This is a genomic window from Shewanella sp. SR44-3 (assembly GCF_014163735.1).
GTDB lineage: Bacteria > Pseudomonadota > Gammaproteobacteria > Enterobacterales > Shewanellaceae > Shewanella.
The window spans coordinates 52,322-66,742 of record NZ_JACJDV010000008.1; the positions used below are offsets into that span (position 1 = coordinate 52,322).

A 14,421-nucleotide genomic window follows, 5' to 3' on the forward strand; every position below is an offset into this window, starting at 1 on the left:
GTCTCTTGGGCCATGGGCATAAAAATGCCCGCACAGGGCGGGCATTTTACTTGGATCGGATTAACCCTTACTCGTCGCTATCGCCTAATGACAATAGCGTCGCATTACCACCTATGGCGGTGATGTTGTTAGTGCGAGTTTTCTCGGTGACAAAACGGGTCAGGTAGTGAGGGCCGCCCGCTTTAGGGCCCGTGCCAGAAAGACCTTGACCACCGAATGGCTGCACGCCAACCACAGCGCCAATTTGGTTACGGTTGATGTAGACGTTACCCACATTCACTTTGTCAGCCAAATTAAGGGCGTGACCTTCGTTACGGCTATGAATACCTAAGGTTAAGCCAAATCCTGTGCTGTTGATTTCATCAATTACTTTACTTAAATCAGCGGCCTTGTAGCGGATAACATGTAATATTGGGCCGAAGTGTTCTTTTTCTAGTACCTTGATTGAGTCAATTTCAACCGCGATTGGCGCGACAAAGTGACCATCTTCAGTGCCGGCTGGCAGCTGGATTTGCTTGATAAGCTTGCCCACTTGCTTGATGTGATCGATATGCGCATTCAAGTTCGCTTTAGCTGTAGCATCAATCACAGGGCCGACATCGGTTTGCACCTTGCCAGGATGCCCAATAGCAAGCTGCTCCATGGCGCCTTGCATCACTTCTATGACTCTGTCGGCGATATCTTCTTGTAAAAATAACACTCGCAGCGCTGAGCAGCGTTGTCCGGCGCTGGTAAATGAAGATGACACTACATCGTTAACCACTTGCTCAGGCTGTGAGCTTGAGTCGACCACCATGGCATTTTGACCACCGGTTTCGGCAATCAAAGGAATAATCGCGCCATCACGGTTGGCTAAGGTGCGGTTAATGAGTTTGGCTGTGCCAGTAGAACCAGTAAAGCATACGCCGCCAATGCGCTCATCGGCCGTGATGGTTGAGCCTACAGTTGCGCCTGTGCCTGGTAAGTACTGTAGCACTTCAACCGGAATGCCGGCTTGGTGAGCCAGCTGCACAGCGCGATAACCTATGAGTGAGGTTTGCTCCGCAGGCTTAGCTACAACTGTGTTACCCGCAGCTAATGCCGCCGATACTTGGCCTAAAAATATCGCTAGTGGGAAGTTCCATGGGCTGATACAGACAAACACACCGCGTCCTTGGAGGAACAGTTCGTTAAGCTCACCGGTAGGTCCTGGCAGTAATTCAGGCTGACCCATCAGCTTCTTGGCTTGAACGGCGTAGTAGCGACAGAAGTCGACGGCTTCACGAACTTCATCTATGCCATCTTGAATGCTCTTACCGGCTTCACGGGTACAAAGAGCAATCAGCTCTTCGCGATTTTCTTCCAGCAGATCAGCAAGTTTTTGCAGTGCGCTGGCGCGGGTTTCTACCGGAGTACGGGCCCAGTTAGGGAAGGCGTGACTGGCAGAGGCTAACGCCTGTTCTATGGCTTGGGGATCGGCGAACACCACTTGACCCACGGTCTGCTTGGTATCATAAGGGCTGACGACAGTGTTTAGGTCACCCGTTAAGGTCTTACCGTCCACCAAGGGGCCTGCTTGCCATTGAGTGTCGTTAAATTTATCGATAGCGGTGAAAAATGGCTGAGCTTCAGACAAGATATTCATGTTTAATCCCTTAGAATTTTTACGTTCAGCGCCAAAGATATCGGCGGGTAAAGCGATGTTTTTATTAGCAAGACTCTTATAGGCTTGCAAAGTGACCAAAGGATGAACCACTAACGAAGCGATAGGGGTTTTAGGGTCAACCAGCTTGTGCACGAATGAGGTGTTAGCGCCGTTTTCTAGCAGACGGCGAACCAAATAAGGCAGAAGCTCCTTATGGGCACCTATTGGGGCGTAGATCCGCACCGTCTTAGCACCGCTTTCAGCCAAAATCGTGTCATAGAGCTCTTGGCCCATGCCGTGTAGACGTTGGAATTCGTAGTTTCTATCCGTTGCCATGGCATCAATGCTCGCCACAGTTTGCGCATTATGAGTGGCAAATTGTGGGTAGATGGCGCCGCGAGTGGCATCGGACAGTAAGAAACGTGCGCAAGCTAGGTAGGACACATCCGTGCCTGCTTTACGGGTAAATAGCGGGTAGCCAGCTTCACCGGCTTGCTGCGCCCATTTAAGTTCACTGTCCCAGTAAGCGCCTTTTACAAGGCGTACTGGAATTTCATCACCTTGCTCTTTGGCAAGGCGGTTAAGCCAGCACAGCACAGGCAATGCCCGTTTAGAATAGGCTTGCACTACTATGCCAAGTAAATTCCAGCCTTGGGATTCCACTGAGTTAAACAGTTTTTTGAATAATTTAAGGGAAAGTTCCAGCCTGTCGACTTCTTCGGCATCGATTGAAATGCCAATGTTAAGCTCACGAGCCTGCACAATCAATTTAATCACAGTAGCGTAAAGCTCAGTTAATACTCTGTCTTCGTTGGCTACTTCATACCTTGGATGCAGAGCCGAAAGCTTAATTGAGATAGTCGGACGCGGTGATTCATTTTCATCATAGCGTTGAGCGCCAAGTTCTTTAATGGCGTTGCTATAATCATTGAAATATTTCTTGGCATCCTTGTCCGTGAGTGCGGCTTCACCTAGCATATCGTAGCTGTGGGTGTAGCCTAGCGTGCGTTTGGCTTCGCTGTTGCTAAGGGCTTCTTTGACATTGCGGCCCAGTACGAATTGCTTGCCCATGATTTTCATGGCTGCGTACATGGCCTGGCGGATAACTGGCTCACCTAAGCGATTGACTAAGCGCTTAAGCAGATTACTTGGCGTGCCATCAATTTTCTTATCTAGCTTGATGATTTTGCCCGTCAGCATGAGTCCCCAAGTTGAGGCATTCACCAATACTGAGTCACTCTGTTTTAAGTGTGCATCCCATTTTGCGCCTGAGAGTTTATCTTCGATAAGGGCATCGGCTGTTTCAGCATCAGGTATACGCAGCAGCGCTTCAGCTAAACACATAAGGATGATGCCTTCGTGAGTTTCCAGGCTATATTGCTGCAAGAAAGCATCAACGCCAATCATTAAGCCTTTTTTCTCAAACTTACGCACCTTGCTGACTAAGTCATGGGCGCGCTGGGTCACTTGCTCGATTTGCTCATCACTAGCAGGGACAAGCTTGATAAGCTCAGTAAGGTAGGCTTCTTCGTCGACAATATAGTTGTCGGTCACGGCTTGGAAAAGTTGGTCAAGAGTGGCATCGTCATAGCGGCCGGCCAATACTTCACTCGCTTTGAACATAATCATGTTTTCCATCTTGGTCAGTTAAAGGGTGATGCAAAATCGCTGTTTATCCCAACTTTACTCTGTACTTTGAGGCATTCTCTGGAGTGAAGATTGAGGGTTCGGGGATTCTTATTATTTTGTATACAATCTACGATATTTTTCGGCGCGATTATACAAGCAAAAGACATTTCTGCACACCATAGCTTAACTGGTAGGGGCTGTTGTTTTGGCATTAGGAAACTAGTGTTTTGTAACGAGAAAAAGACAGGTAATCCGAGCATTCCAGATTTTTAATTGAATTTAAGGGTATGCAAGCGGAGAGTAAAAGCAGGAGCTAGGGCAGAGTGGGTTGATGTAATAAAAAACCAAGGCTTTTGGCCTTGGCTCTTATGCATAACAGCTGCGGTAAAATTTACATCCAGCGGTTTTGCTTACGGCCATTTGGGCGAGGCAAATACACTAAAATAATACCAATCAAGGCGCCAATGCCGCCAATGATGCCACCTTGTTGCCACATGGCAAATTTCTGCTGGTCTTCAACTGAGCTTGCTTTTTGCTTGATACTGTCTCGTTGTGCTTCGGTCTTAGCTAATAACTGTTTAAGCTGAGAAATACTCTTGTTGGCATCCTCAAGTGCTTTTGCCGTTGATGCCTGTGTCTGGGTCATCTGTAGCAGATCATCTTTAGCTTTATTGACCATATCTTGAAGATCCGGCAGACGTTCTCGGATACTTTTAGTGGTAGTGATAAGCTCTGATTTTACCCAGCCTTCCCGGCCTTTATGGTCGATGATTTTGGCATAATCGTCTTGAGTTTCATTGAGAGAGGTGACAGCTTGACCTGCCTCAACGCTACCTATGATGCGGTATTGATTACCTGGACCACCATGAATATAAACATAAACATCATCGGTAATATAATGCGCGGGCTCCGCGGCCATCAATCCATTTGAGACTAATAATAGCGTTATAATTGAAAGTAATCTTAACACGTTAATTTTCCTAGGCATTAAATCTAACGCTAATGCTATTTACTTCATTGCTAGAATGCAAGAAGGAAGTCACAAGACTTCCTTCTTTTTGGCATTTTACTCAATAAAAGTGCCAAATGGCTTATTCGAATACACCTTTGATGATGTAGAAGAACACTATGGATAAACCTGCGCCTGCTGGTAAGGTAACGACCCATGACACAACGATGTTACGTACTACGCCTATGTTAATTGCCGCAATACCACGCGCCATACCTACACCTAATACCGCGCCCACTAAGGTTTGCGTGGTAGAGATTGGAAGACCAGTGCCTGATGCGATAACCACAGTTGATGCTGCTGCAAGTTCGGCAGCAAAACCACGACTGGGTGTAAGGTGAGTAATATTTTTACCTATAGTTTGCATTACGCGAGTACCAAAAATGGCAAGGCCCAATACAATACCCACAGCGCCCAGTGGCAAAATCCACCACACAAGTGTCGATTGAGATGCGATAACACCGCCACTTTCAACTACAGAAACGACAGCTGCTAATGGACCAATGGCGTTGGCAACATCGTTTGAGCCATGGGCAAATGCCATAGAGCAAGCGGTGACGACCATAAGAATGGCAAACACTTTTTCAACGTTAGCAAAGGTAGTTTGGCGGTCTGCTTTATCACTCATTTTTAAGCGACCGATAGCAATGCGACCGAAAATCCCTACAACGATAGCAACAGCTAGCGCAAGACCATAGGCTTCGGTTGTCGAGAAATGTAATCCAACGTGCTTTAAGCCTTTAGTTATGGTCACCAGAGACATAATAAAGCCCGCAAATGCCATGTAGAAAGGCACATAGCGCTTAGCATTTACTAATGGATTTTCAGTGTTGAAAATAAGCTTTTGCACGCTCTGGAATATCATAAACGCGATAAAACCAGAAATGGCAGGGGTTACAACCCAAGAGCCAACGATACCACCAACCTTGCCCCAAGCGACTGAATCTGCGTTCACGCCCACGGCAGCAAAACCAACAATAGCCCCCACAATCGAGTGAGTCGTCGATACCGGCCAACCTAGTGCAGAAGCAACAACTAGCCAAATGCCTGCAGCAAGTAGTGCTGAAATCATACCGTAAACAAGCAGTTGTGGTGCATCTGTAAAGTAACTTGAATCTATAATGCCGCTGCGAATAGTACTGGTCACTTCACCACCAGCAAGATAAGCCCCAGCAAATTCAAAAATCATCGCGATGATGATGGCTTGCTTTATCGTAATAGCATTAGAACCGACTGAGGTTCCCATGGCGTTGGCAACATCGTTTGCACCAATACCCCATGCCATTAAAAATCCAAACGCTGCCGCAAGTGCAATAAGCATAGGGCCGTTGGCGACTAGTACATCAACCATTTTGTATCCTTGATAACTTTGTGATTAGTTACGAGCTAGCATTAGCTCTAGGCGGGAACCTACACGCTCAGCAAGATCTGCTAAACCCCCAACCCATTCGATAATTTTATACATGAACATCACATCGACAGGATTCAGGCCGGCTTCTTCGCTATACAGCTTGCGACGCACCTGGATCTGCAAGTCATCCGAGTCTTCTTCGATGAGATCAAGTTCATTGATCATTTTTTCCACCAATTGCACTTCACGACCACGGAAACCTGCTTCTAGCAAATCATCGAGTTCATTAATGGCTTTTTTGGCGAGAGACACTGCATCTAAACAACGTTGCAAATATGCATTGAACGGTTCTTGAACAGCTTCGGGTAATACAAGTTGGCGGCCAATAATACGACCTGAAATATCTTTAGCTTTGTTGGCAATTTTGTCTTGTTGAGTCAATAACTCAAGCAAGTCAGTACGTTCAACAGGCATAAATAATCCGCCTGGAAGTGTAAGGCGAATTTCACGCTTTAAAGAATCAGCTTCTTTCTCAAGCAAGCTAATTTGCTTACGTATTCTTATCGCTTCATCCCAGTCACCTGAGGTGGTCGCTGCGAAGAAAGGGACAAGTAGAGACGCACATTCGTGCACCTTGTCTATATGCTGTTCTAAAGGCTTAAGAGGTGATTTTGCAAACACACCTAAAATAGAGTTTACTGGCATAGCCGTTACCTATTTAATGATTCCAGATTTGGAAAAGCGGGCGCATGTTAACCCAAGCGTCCACGTAATGAAACTGTGTTTTCGATATAATCTACAGTTATTGCGACTCAGTATATATGAACTGAGTCGGGCTATCCTAAGGGATTTTTATTACAGCAATGTGACATTATGACTTAATTATGACGCATTGGTGAACGTTTGATGACGAAGTGAGCAAGAATAAATGACTAAAGAAGTAGAGCTTAAACTGTTTTTTAAGGCTCAAGATTATGATTTATTAGTAAAAATATTAGATAGTCTTGACGGGCTTGTGCCAAAACAAACTAAATTATTAAAAAATGCCTATTTCGATACCAAAGCGTTGCAATTACGCCATTGGGACATGGGATTAAGAATAAGAAGCTTCGAAAATAATACCAAAGAGCAAACCATTAAAACTGCCGGTCAAGTGGCTGGTGGGATCCACTCTCGGCCTGAATACAACGCCCGGTGTATCGGTGATGTGCCAGATTTAAGTCTATTTCCTGTGGAAATTTGGCCTAAAAATACTCAATTCGCTAAGCTTCAAGAAGAACTTTATTGCTTATTTGAAACCAATTTTAAACGTAATATCTGGATTGCTAAACAAGGCGTCAGTCAAATTGAAGTGGCATTGGATCAAGGTGACATTATTGCAGGCTCAAACCATGAGTCCTTATGTGAATTAGAGCTTGAATTACAAAATGGCGAAGAAGCGTCATTATTGAGTTTAGCCGCTGATATTGCACTAAAAATAGCGGTAAGGTTAGGCAAAGCCAGTAAGGCTCAGAGAGGTTATCGTTTAGGTGGAAATTCAGCCTTGGCAAGTGTAGCGGACCTTAAACCTTTGCCTGTATTAGCTTCAAGTTGTGAGAAAGAGGAACGTACCGCCGCGATAGGGCTTGCCCTTGAAAATTGGCAGGTTCTCGATGGGCTGTTAAGTGCTGCGGCTGATATCGCCACTGAAGCTGAGTTATGGTCGAGATTTAAATCAAATTTAAGCTATATAGATAGTAGCCTTGAGCCGCTGGGTTGGCAGGCGTTAAACATCATGCCCTGTTGGACCTTGTTAATCTTAGAGTTAAATCGTCAAGGACGTTTAATTCAGCAGTGGCATAGCTTAGCCTATGGGCAAGCGCAGCTAGCTTTAGTTAATCTATTGCGGGATTAAGGTTTTTATTATCAATGCATTAATTATTTTTTGGTGGCTCTTTTGTGAGTAGAGCTTGACGTAAACTGGCTATTTCATTGAGCATTTGCGCTTGGTTTTGCTCCATTTTTTGCTGATTTTCTTCCATTCTGAGCAGGGCTCTATCTAGATCTGATTTAATATTTTCTTGGTGAGCCTCATGACGTTCATTGTCCTCAGGGGTGATAAACACTGAGGCCATATAGCCTGAAATCACCCCGAAAAAACTCACGCCACTGACTATCACTAAGGCGCCAATCACATGCCCTAGTGTGGTTGTTGGAAAATAATCACCGTAGCCTACGGTAGAGATAGTCACTAAGGCCCACCACAGGGCTTGCTCCGCAGTGTGAATGTTAGCACCAGGGGTGCCTGATTCCACAAGTAAAATCACCACAGAAGATAAGGTTAAAATAAGTACCATGGCGACCAGTAGGCTTGCCAAAGTGGTTTGCCTGCGCTGCTTGAGCAATGGTAGTAATACTGAGCGACTCATGCTAATAAGACGAATAACTCGTAGAATTTGAAATACTCGGGCAATGCGCAAGGCTTCAATAGCGGGAATGCTGGCAACAAAATCAATCCAATGATGCCTAAGAAAGTATTTTCTATCTCTGGATTTTGCTAAGCCCCAGAAAAACTGGCTAAGAAATATGATACAAATTCCAGTGTCGATAAATAGCAGTAAGCGTTGGGTTTCTTTGTCAAACTCACCAAAAGCAATGGCGAGGACTAAGGCCACTGACACGAAAGATAACACCATCATAGCGAGTTGAAACGGGTGCAACACATTGATGCTTTTAAGTGCGGAAGTTTTTTTATCTAACACGGCTTTTATCCTCCGACATAATTGAACAGCCATGCTTGGCAGTTAATTGTAATGAGCAAGCCTTGACTCTTAAGGCTACGAATTTATTAGACAATAGCAAGCTGAGCACAGCACAGGCAAGTTTATCTAGTTTTGAATGGGATTGTTTTATAAGTATTAAAAAACAAAAAAGCACGCAACCAAGGGTGGAAGTTGCGTGCTGTTGGAAATTATTCTGTGTCTACAAAATGAACTAAATCATCTAATACCCGTTTCTTGATCTCTAATTGTGATTGGGAATCAAGGCCGTATTTAATAGCTAGCTGAGCATAATCTTCAGGGCTCAGTGACACAGTAAGCCGAGGCCGTTTTGGTCTTTTAGCCAGGCTTAAACCTAAAATAGTTCGAATCTGATCTGAAGGGCTAACGCCAGCATCTAAGGCGGCTTTGCGAATGGAGTACTGAAACTTCTCATCCAAGTCAAACGCCACTTGAGTTGCTTTTGCTGCCGCTTGGTTGTTAAGCCACTTCTCGGGTAAGGTTTTCCCTTTGGTCATAAGGATCCTTGGCTCCTATTGCTACGCCAGCTTAGCTTACCGGCCAATATTGTCTGATATCTGTTAGGGGTCGATATAAGGTGAGCATCACCTCGGTCTCGCCGCCTTCATAAACCTCGATATCGATAGCGTGGCTATCCTCACCAGTCACTAGGCTGTAGCTTTCAAAAGCTTCGCCTTGTTGATCTTGAGGTGGTTTCTGGCCGCGATAGTCCTGCCTGTGAAAATAACCAAAACCGGCAAATTCAACTTGATGATAATCTTCCCCAAGCCATTTACCGAATTCATCATCGAGCGTATCTGCCAGTGGCTGAGTGGTTAGTTTAGCTTGGCCAGGTTCTTCGAATATTTGCTCAAATTCTGCCATATCGAACAAGGTCTCAACTTGCGCTGCATTTACCTTGATAGATAAGCTTAAATAGCTGTCATCTTCTTCTACATAAGTAAGGAAAATGGCGTCACCGCTGTGACCACGAAGTAAGAACTCACAATTTTGGCTACGTTCATATTCATAGGTGTGCACGGCCTCGACTCTTAATTGCTGCCCTTTAAGTTGCGGCGGCAAAGCAAAGCTGTCATCAAGGGTAATCATGTCACCCTTGATGAGCTTTGTTGGATGGTCGAGTTGACGCGTCGGGGCTTCTTTCTTGCCAAATAGGCTGTTTAGAAATCCCATAATCCATTAACCTTTACGGGCTTTAATGCGATCTAACACGGCATTAGCACTGGATTTTTGTTCACCAATACCGGCTTCGGCTAACTTAGCGTGCAATGACTTGTCGCTGTTTTCCTCCGCTAAGGTTTCAGAGGCTTTTAGGCGGTCATCAAATTGCTGCTGACGTGCCTTGATACGCTCCAGTGAATCTTTAGCATTAAGCAGCTTTGAGTTGCTTGATGCGAATGAGTCAGTAATGGTTGCAGTCGCTCTTTGCACGCTTTCGGTGGTCTTGACCATGCTGAGCTGGCGTTGATAGTCTGATAACTGACGCTCGGTCTTTTTCACTAAATCTTTCAGGCGCAGTGCATGGGCTGAGAAGCTCTCATTAGCACTTTGCTGCTCAGATAACTCTTGGTCTTGCTGGGCAATCTTTTCAGCCACTTCAACGGCTAAGGCTTCATTGCCTTTCTCTAGGGCTTGAGTCACGTAGCCTTCATGTTCTGCAATGCTGCGCTTTAAGCGATCAACTTCACGACTGGCTTGCATTTCTTTGGCCATCACGTCGGTGAGTTCACGTTTTGCCTTGGTTAAATGTTTCTCGGCATCACGAATTTCTTGTTCAAAAATGCGAGTTGAATTAGCGTCAACGATTGTCTGGCCAACTTCGGTTGCACCACCGCGAAACGCAGTTAGAATCTTATTTAAAATACCCATAGTGTGGCTCCTTAATTCAAAAATTCGGCAAGTTCATCGATAACTTCTAAACAGTTATCCGACAATACCGCCAGTTCTTGTTCAATTTCTTCCATGCTAGATTGTACCGATAAGGCACCATAGACCACGTATTTGTCATCAATCTTGGCGAATGATGATAAAGGCATTGGAATATTCAGCTCTAACATGGTTTCAAACATTTGTGCGCGGCGAGTTTGATTAACTTCATCCTCACCCCACAGATAACTTATGCATAACACTTGGTTGTCAGTGACAGAAACAAATACAGGGATCTCTTCACGGCCAACAATATTAACTTGTAATACTTCAACATCACCATCGATAGGGTAACAATCAAATTGAAACCCAGTCTGGCTCAGATCGCCAAGGCCATTTAGGTGGCTGGCTATTTTATGTATGTTCATAGTTGTCCTTATGACATATTATGTCTGTGAGTTAAGATAGCATCAGGACATAATATGTCAAGCGCTATTTTTTGATAATTTTAATCAACTCAATAAAGCGTTTATCGATTCTCTGACCAGTCAGCTAAATGGTACTGATAAAGCTGTAATGAATTGAGTTTATTTGTTTTTATCTTAGCTTTTTCACGGTAAAAATCCCCGGGGAATTCAAAAGCCCCCAAGATCAACCCTGAAGTTAGCCAAGTTTCATCAGCCGGTAAGTGAAGTTTTTTTGCTAAACGTTGCTTAGGGCTGTCGCCAGATTTCGTCGCCATTGACCAGCCCCACTCGCCAAAACTGGGTACATTGTGATGATACTGTTCTACCTTAAAACCGGCTGATGCCAAGGTTTTACCCACAGAAATAAAGGCATTAGGTGCATGATAGGGGGAGGTGGATTGCACGGTAATCGCACCATCTGCGCTTAATAGTTCGTTGAGTTTTCGATAGAAAAAGTCAGAATATAGCTTGTTTAAATCAGGGTGACTTGGATCGGGCAAATCGACAATGATGCTATCGAAGCTTAATTCTTTAGCGATGAGTTTATCGACCCCATTAAAGGCATCATCGAACATAATTTCAACCCTAGGATCATTTAGGGCATCGCCATTAAGTCGCTTAAGTTCACGGGCTAGGGCCTCAGGCATGTCCTCAGGGGCTTGTTTAAACAGCTGGACCAAGTCTTTATCTAAATCCATCAAGACGACTTGTTCAGGTTGCCACTTAAGCACTTGTTTCAAGCCTAGGCCATCGCCGCCGCCGATAATAAGTACCTTTTGCTGCCGTGCGCTGGCGGCGAGTGTTGGGTGGACTAAAAAGCTGTGGTAGATGTGTTCATCGCTACTGGAAAATTGCAGCCGGCCATTAATGTACAGCGAATATACTGGCGGTAAGCCTTGGCCTCGTAGCCGCTCAGTAATATTGAGCTGCTGGAAACGGGTGGCTTTAGCGTAAACGACCTTGTCTTTGTAGAGTAAGTTATTAAAGTCTTGCTCCCAACTTGGCCCTTGCCAGGCCAGCAGGATTAAGATGAGTCCCACCACAAAATGCAGCGCCAGTAAGAGTTTAACTCTAATAATTTGATCCCAAAAACGCCAAATAAACACTAGGCCCGCAAGTAAGTTAACACTGGCGGTGAGGGCTGCTGCCAATTGAATATCTATGGCCAGCATAAATGCGACCCAGATGGCGGCGCCAATACCTGCGCCTAAGTAATCTGCGCCATAAATGGTGCCGGCATTGTGGAGCAAATGTGCCTCTGATAAAGATTGACGCACCCTAGCAATTAAGGGGATTTCCATGCCAATCATTAAGCCCAGAATAAGTCCCCATAAGTAGGGTAAGTACTCGCTCAGATTTTGCAGTTTGGCAATAAAGCCGCCATCGGGGAGGTGATCGGCGGGCAGGCCTAAGGTATTGGCCAGCATCAAAGGAAATTGTTGCCCAAAGCCTATGACTGCAGCTGTGATTATGATGGCAAGGGAGCCACACAAGGCGACGAGTAGCTCAAGCACTACAAAGCCTGTGAAAGCACAACGGATTTTGCGGGCTGCGAATGCCCCAAAGCCCATGGATACGATCATCAAGCCAATCATGGTGTAAATCGCGGCTTCCAGCGCCCCTAAAATACGCCCAGCATAATGAGAAAGCAGATACTCATAGATCAAACCGCAGGCTGCTAAAGACGCCATTATGCCTAATAGCAGCGCATCATCTAGCCATGAAACACCTGTGGTTTTATTGGTTTTTAACCCTAACGCCATATCTGATTTTACGCCATTAGTGCGGTGAGAATTAACGCTATGGCAATGCTAATGGCCATTTCTACTGCGGCAATACCAATATTGTGTTGCTGCTCGACTTCTTGGGCCAAATTGATGCGAGCAAGCACTAAGGCTTTCACTAAGGTTATCAGTAAAGATAGTACAATCAACATGATAAGTGAAAATGCAGTCCAACCTATAATGTTAGCAAGGTAGGCTGTGGGGTCGTAAATAATGAAGTGACTGGCGGCGTTAAAGCTTAATGCCATCGCAATCAAGTAACCGCTATGACGTATGGCAAGAGCGGTTTGCCCGCCAACAAAGGCTTGTTGCATTGAAGCGTCTTGATTGCGTTTGGCATAACGGTTTTCGCGCATACGGGTCAACAGCACTAAGATAAACTGCGATACGATAAAAGCACTAAAAATGGCGATAAAGGTATCTAGAGTGATGTCTTCAGCCCACATCAATACTGAGCGTATGATGATAGCTGTCGCAATCGCGACCGAGGCATCAACCACTGCAACTGAGACATTGCCCTTGAGGATTTCTGCGTTTTTATCAAATTCATTTAGGGCTATCTTGTCATGTAAGAAGCGCCCCAGTTTAATCAGAATTAAACCAAACAGGCCGTAACTTGTCATGCCTATGGCTTCTGTTGCCAAGGAGCTTGCAGCTTCCCCTGTGATGGCGCCTGTGAGCACAATGCCCAGAGCTGCAATGGCGCCCGCTGTGCTTATGCCAAAGGCGAAGTTGTCGCGCTCAGCAAGTTCGGCGCTACTGTTCACTTTTACGCTCCAGCCTTGCAGATAACGCATTAAGGTGAGCAGCACCACGGCTATGGTTAAATCTATAGCGAGAATACTCATCAGCTCTTGGGTTAAGCCTAGGTCTTGAAATAATGTCATCATGGTTCCTTATTTTCCTCGACTCACGCCGCGACTAGTTCGGCTGCTGGAATTGCGAAAACTACTGTCTTTAGAATAATTTGAGCGAAACTTACTGCGATTACCGGCGGTACTTGCCGCTGGGGCTGAGCTGCTTTGCTTAGATAGGCTAGTGGCTCCGGTGCGAGTCTTAGCGTAGGGGCTTTGAAAGCGCTTGCCTTGAGAGCTAAAGCGCTTTTTCTCACGTTCAAAGGTGCTATTTTGACTCGTTGCTTGTTTAGGGGAGGTGTAACGGTAGCGGCCGACATCATTGTAGTAGCTGTAACCACGACGACTAGACCAGCGATCATAGCCAATGGGGCGATTAAACACATTAGAAAACATGGCGTACATGCCATACCAAGCCCAGAATGAGGTGCCGCTGCTGTTGGTTTGCCAGCTGCCATAGCCAGGATTACCCACAAGTTGACTGCCAGGGCCAAAATCTTCGCCGCCATTGGCAAGCACTGAGGCTTCTTTGCTGATGGAGTTAACGCGGGCTAAGGCACCATTGGACATATCGGCAATCACATTGACAGGATCTGATAATAAATCGTTATACAAGCTTGGGTCTAAGGCTTGATATAGATTTTGTGCTTCATTGAGTTGCTGGTCGACATCGATAAAATTGGCGCTAGTCTTTAATTCTTGAAGGCGCCGCACAAGGGATTGATACATAGGGCCTTGGGTCCCAGCATCTTTTTCTAGCTCCTCGATTAATGGCCTGAGATCTGGCTTGTTTTTAGCTAAAATCTGGGCGTACTGACTCAGTAAGTTAGCGTTTCTTAACTGCTTATTATCAAGCATGGTGGCAAGTTGGCTCAAGCGCTGTTGGCTGAGCTGTTGATACTGCTCGATTTGTTCTGGCCTATCGTCGCCACAGCCAGTTAATACTAAGCTAGAGATGATAACAGACAAGATACCGAGGATGCGGGGAAGCATGCCGCTCATGTTTTCTCCAAATTGGGTTGGTTTCAGCTACAAATTCGATATGACTGGTGCATAG

At 45.4% G+C, this 14,421-nt stretch carries 13 protein-coding genes; 1 reads left to right on the forward strand and 12 read right to left on the reverse strand.

The features are described 5' to 3' along the window. Positions 1 to 67 precede the first annotated feature (67 nt). The 4 genes from putA to H5073_RS06750 all read right to left on the reverse strand — a co-directional run bounded on the left by putA (position 68) and on the right by H5073_RS06750 (position 6,318). Positions 68 to 3,262: a bifunctional proline dehydrogenase/L-glutamate gamma-semialdehyde dehydrogenase PutA gene (gene putA / locus H5073_RS06735; protein WP_182678212.1), complete on the reverse strand. Its 3,195-nt coding sequence runs from the start codon at positions 3,260 to 3,262 to the stop codon at positions 68 to 70. A gap of 382 nt (positions 3,263 to 3,644) precedes the next feature. After that, a complete protein-coding gene (locus H5073_RS06740) occupies positions 3,645 to 4,172 on the reverse strand; it encodes a TIGR04211 family SH3 domain-containing protein (RefSeq protein WP_259394843.1) in 528 nt (175 codons plus the stop codon). 172 nt (positions 4,173 to 4,344) lie between these two features. Continuing rightward, positions 4,345 to 5,613: an inorganic phosphate transporter gene (locus tag H5073_RS06745; RefSeq protein ID WP_182678216.1), complete on the reverse strand. Its 1,269-nt coding sequence runs from the start codon at positions 5,611 to 5,613 to the stop codon at positions 4,345 to 4,347. A gap of 24 nt (positions 5,614 to 5,637) precedes the next feature. After that, positions 5,638 to 6,318, reverse strand: coding sequence for a TIGR00153 family protein (locus tag H5073_RS06750; RefSeq protein WP_182678218.1), 681 nt, complete (start codon positions 6,316 to 6,318; stop codon positions 5,638 to 5,640). Between the two features lie 223 nt (positions 6,319 to 6,541). On the opposite strand from H5073_RS06750, the gene H5073_RS06755 reads away from it, so the two are divergent. Beyond that, positions 6,542 to 7,507: an inorganic triphosphatase gene (locus H5073_RS06755; RefSeq protein WP_182678220.1), complete on the forward strand. Its 966-nt coding sequence runs from the start codon at positions 6,542 to 6,544 to the stop codon at positions 7,505 to 7,507. 19 nt (positions 7,508 to 7,526) lie between these two features. Here the strand turns inward: H5073_RS06755 and H5073_RS06760 are convergent, their stop codons facing one another. The 8 genes from H5073_RS06760 to H5073_RS06795 all read right to left on the reverse strand — a co-directional run bounded on the left by H5073_RS06760 (position 7,527) and on the right by H5073_RS06795 (position 14,366). Beyond that, positions 7,527 to 8,354: an ion transporter gene (locus tag H5073_RS06760; RefSeq protein WP_404948381.1), complete on the reverse strand. Its 828-nt coding sequence runs from the start codon at positions 8,352 to 8,354 to the stop codon at positions 7,527 to 7,529. A gap of 209 nt (positions 8,355 to 8,563) precedes the next feature. Beyond that, positions 8,564 to 8,890: a hypothetical protein gene (locus H5073_RS06765; RefSeq protein WP_182678224.1), complete on the reverse strand. Its 327-nt coding sequence runs from the start codon at positions 8,888 to 8,890 to the stop codon at positions 8,564 to 8,566. Positions 8,891 to 8,921: 31 nt separating this feature from the next. Next, the gene (locus tag H5073_RS06770) at positions 8,922 to 9,566 is read right to left on the reverse strand and encodes a hypothetical protein (protein ID WP_182678226.1); all 645 of its coding nucleotides are present in this window, start codon (positions 9,564 to 9,566) and stop codon (positions 8,922 to 8,924) included. A gap of 6 nt (positions 9,567 to 9,572) precedes the next feature. Then, complete coding sequence (locus tag H5073_RS06775; RefSeq protein WP_182678228.1) at positions 9,573 to 10,262, reverse strand: PspA/IM30 family protein; 690 nt, start codon at positions 10,260 to 10,262, stop codon at positions 9,573 to 9,575. Between the two features lie 11 nt (positions 10,263 to 10,273). Next, positions 10,274 to 10,687, reverse strand: coding sequence for a YjfI family protein (locus H5073_RS06780; protein WP_011495153.1), 414 nt, complete (start codon positions 10,685 to 10,687; stop codon positions 10,274 to 10,276). A gap of 101 nt (positions 10,688 to 10,788) precedes the next feature. Further along, positions 10,789 to 12,489 carry a polyamine aminopropyltransferase gene (locus tag H5073_RS06785; protein WP_182678230.1) on the reverse strand — a complete coding sequence of 567 codons (1,701 nt, stop codon included), beginning with the start codon at positions 12,487 to 12,489 and terminating at the stop codon, positions 10,789 to 10,791. An 8-nt stretch (positions 12,490 to 12,497) separates the two neighbouring features. Continuing rightward, positions 12,498 to 13,397 (reverse strand): DUF350 domain-containing protein, encoded by a 900-nt coding sequence (locus H5073_RS06790; RefSeq protein ID WP_182678316.1) that lies wholly within the window; start codon positions 13,395 to 13,397, stop codon positions 12,498 to 12,500. A gap of 9 nt (positions 13,398 to 13,406) precedes the next feature. Further along, positions 13,407 to 14,366 carry a hypothetical protein gene (locus H5073_RS06795; RefSeq protein WP_182678233.1) on the reverse strand — a complete coding sequence of 320 codons (960 nt, stop codon included), beginning with the start codon at positions 14,364 to 14,366 and terminating at the stop codon, positions 13,407 to 13,409. Between the last annotated feature and the right edge of the window lie 55 nt (positions 14,367 to 14,421).

Coding starts and splice junctions, on each gene's coding strand:
- H5073_RS06745 (WP_182678216.1), bottom strand. CDS start 5,613: ATGGTTGATGTACTAGTCGCCAACGGCCCTATGCTTATTGCACTTGCG.
- H5073_RS06770 (WP_182678226.1), bottom strand. CDS start 9,566: ATGGGATTTCTAAACAGCCTATTTGGCAAGAAAGAAGCCCCGACGCGT.
- H5073_RS06765 (WP_182678224.1), bottom strand. CDS start 8,890: ATGACCAAAGGGAAAACCTTACCCGAGAAGTGGCTTAACAACCAAGCG.
- H5073_RS06755 (WP_182678220.1), top strand. CDS start 6,542: ATGACTAAAGAAGTAGAGCTTAAACTGTTTTTTAAGGCTCAAGATTAT.
- H5073_RS06740 (WP_259394843.1), bottom strand. CDS start 4,172: ATGGCCGCGGAGCCCGCGCATTATATTACCGATGATGTTTATGTTTAT.
- H5073_RS06785 (WP_182678230.1), bottom strand. CDS start 12,489: ATGGCGTTAGGGTTAAAAACCAATAAAACCACAGGTGTTTCATGGCTA.
- H5073_RS06780 (WP_011495153.1), bottom strand. CDS start 10,687: ATGAACATACATAAAATAGCCAGCCACCTAAATGGCCTTGGCGATCTG.
- H5073_RS06790 (WP_182678316.1), bottom strand. CDS start 13,397: ATGACATTATTTCAAGACCTAGGCTTAACCCAAGAGCTGATGAGTATT.
- H5073_RS06795 (WP_182678233.1), bottom strand. CDS start 14,366: ATGAGCGGCATGCTTCCCCGCATCCTCGGTATCTTGTCTGTTATCATC.
- H5073_RS06775 (WP_182678228.1), bottom strand. CDS start 10,262: ATGGGTATTTTAAATAAGATTCTAACTGCGTTTCGCGGTGGTGCAACC.
- putA (WP_182678212.1), bottom strand. CDS start 3,262: ATGGAAAACATGATTATGTTCAAAGCGAGTGAAGTATTGGCCGGCCGC.
- H5073_RS06750 (WP_182678218.1), bottom strand. CDS start 6,318: ATGCCAGTAAACTCTATTTTAGGTGTGTTTGCAAAATCACCTCTTAAG.